This window comes from Oleiphilus sp. HI0132, from assembly GCF_001635845.1.
Genome location: NZ_LWGJ01001600.1, coordinates 1 through 1,172 on the forward strand (window position 1 = coordinate 1; position 1,172 = coordinate 1,172).

At 43.3% G+C, this 1,172-nt stretch carries 2 protein-coding genes; one reads left to right on the top strand and one right to left on the bottom strand.

From position 1 onward, the window contains the following. The coding region (locus tag A3766_RS24720; protein ID WP_068643162.1) for an alpha-ketoglutarate-dependent dioxygenase AlkB at positions 1-417 on the top strand (417 nt) is incomplete at its 5' end. An 11-nt stretch (positions 418-428) separates the two neighbouring features. On the opposite strand, the gene A3766_RS24725 is transcribed toward A3766_RS24720, so the two are convergent. Then, positions 429-1,172 (bottom strand): 6-carboxytetrahydropterin synthase (locus tag A3766_RS24725; RefSeq protein ID WP_156509112.1); only part of this gene is annotated, 744 nt, incomplete at its 5' end.

Consider the following 1,172-nt stretch of genomic DNA (forward strand, 5'->3'; position numbering starts at 1 on the left):
GCATGGTATGGTGATCCTAACATCTCTTACAGCTATTCTGGGATCGCTGCAAAGCCGAAAAACTGGACGCCCTTATTGCAAAATATAAAGATCTTGGTAGAGCAGCGTACGGGTGAAATATTCAATGGTGTCTTGGTCAACCGCTACCGTAATGGTCAAGACAGCGTATCCTGGCATAGTGATGACGAATCAAGCTTAGGCCCTGACCCGATTATCGCTTCACTTAGCTTTGGTCAAAGTCGCTACTTCCAGCTAAAACACAAAAGGAAAGAGGGAGAAAAATATCAGCTGGAGCTTGAGCACGGTTCTTTATTGCTAATGAAATCCGGCGTGCAAAAGAATTGGTTACACCAGGCGCCAAAAACTCGACGCGAGGTTGCAGAGCGAATTAATCTAACTTTCCGACGAATTATGTAAGGGGCGTGTCTTTATTTGGAAACAGCAATAGAGCCTTTTCCGACGCCTTCGTAGGCATTGACGCGATAATGGTTGGCGGGCTTCATTTCTTTACAGCGTAGGGCGACATGTTGAGCAATTAACTCAACAGTTGAGTCGCTATCAATTAAGTAGACACGTTTGGCAGGGAGCGTAACACTAAACTTACCTTGTTGTGCTCTATAGGCAAACGTTACGTGCGCTTTACCGTCAATATCAAACTCCTCGACAATATCTTCTTGCGTACCTATATAAATATTTCGGAAGCAAGCCGCCCAATAGTCTTCTAAGTCGAAATTTCGTTGGTGGTTTTCAAATATCTCAATTTTTGAACGGTGACCGTGAACGATTCTCTGGCAGTTGCCGTCATGTTTTTTGAGGCCGTGGCTATAGTGGTAATAAGCACCGTCAATGTGCTCCTCACTAAGAGAAAGTTCGACCTTACTGACATTGTCAGGAAGGGCATTAAGAATTATTGTTTCGAGATAAGCTGCAACGGTTTTAGTATTGATGGTTTTTACATCAAGTACTAGCACCGCTGATTCCGGGGATATGTGTTGATAAGACCCCATGACGTTTTTCCAATTTAGCTCACACACACCTTTATCTTGTTTTACTTCAAGGTTTTTGGCTTGTGCTGATATCACAAAGCGGTGATCGAGTTCTTCATCGATTATTTGCTTAATCTGCTTTTTTACATGACCGAAGTCAAAGACCATTCCCTGATCATCCAGCTC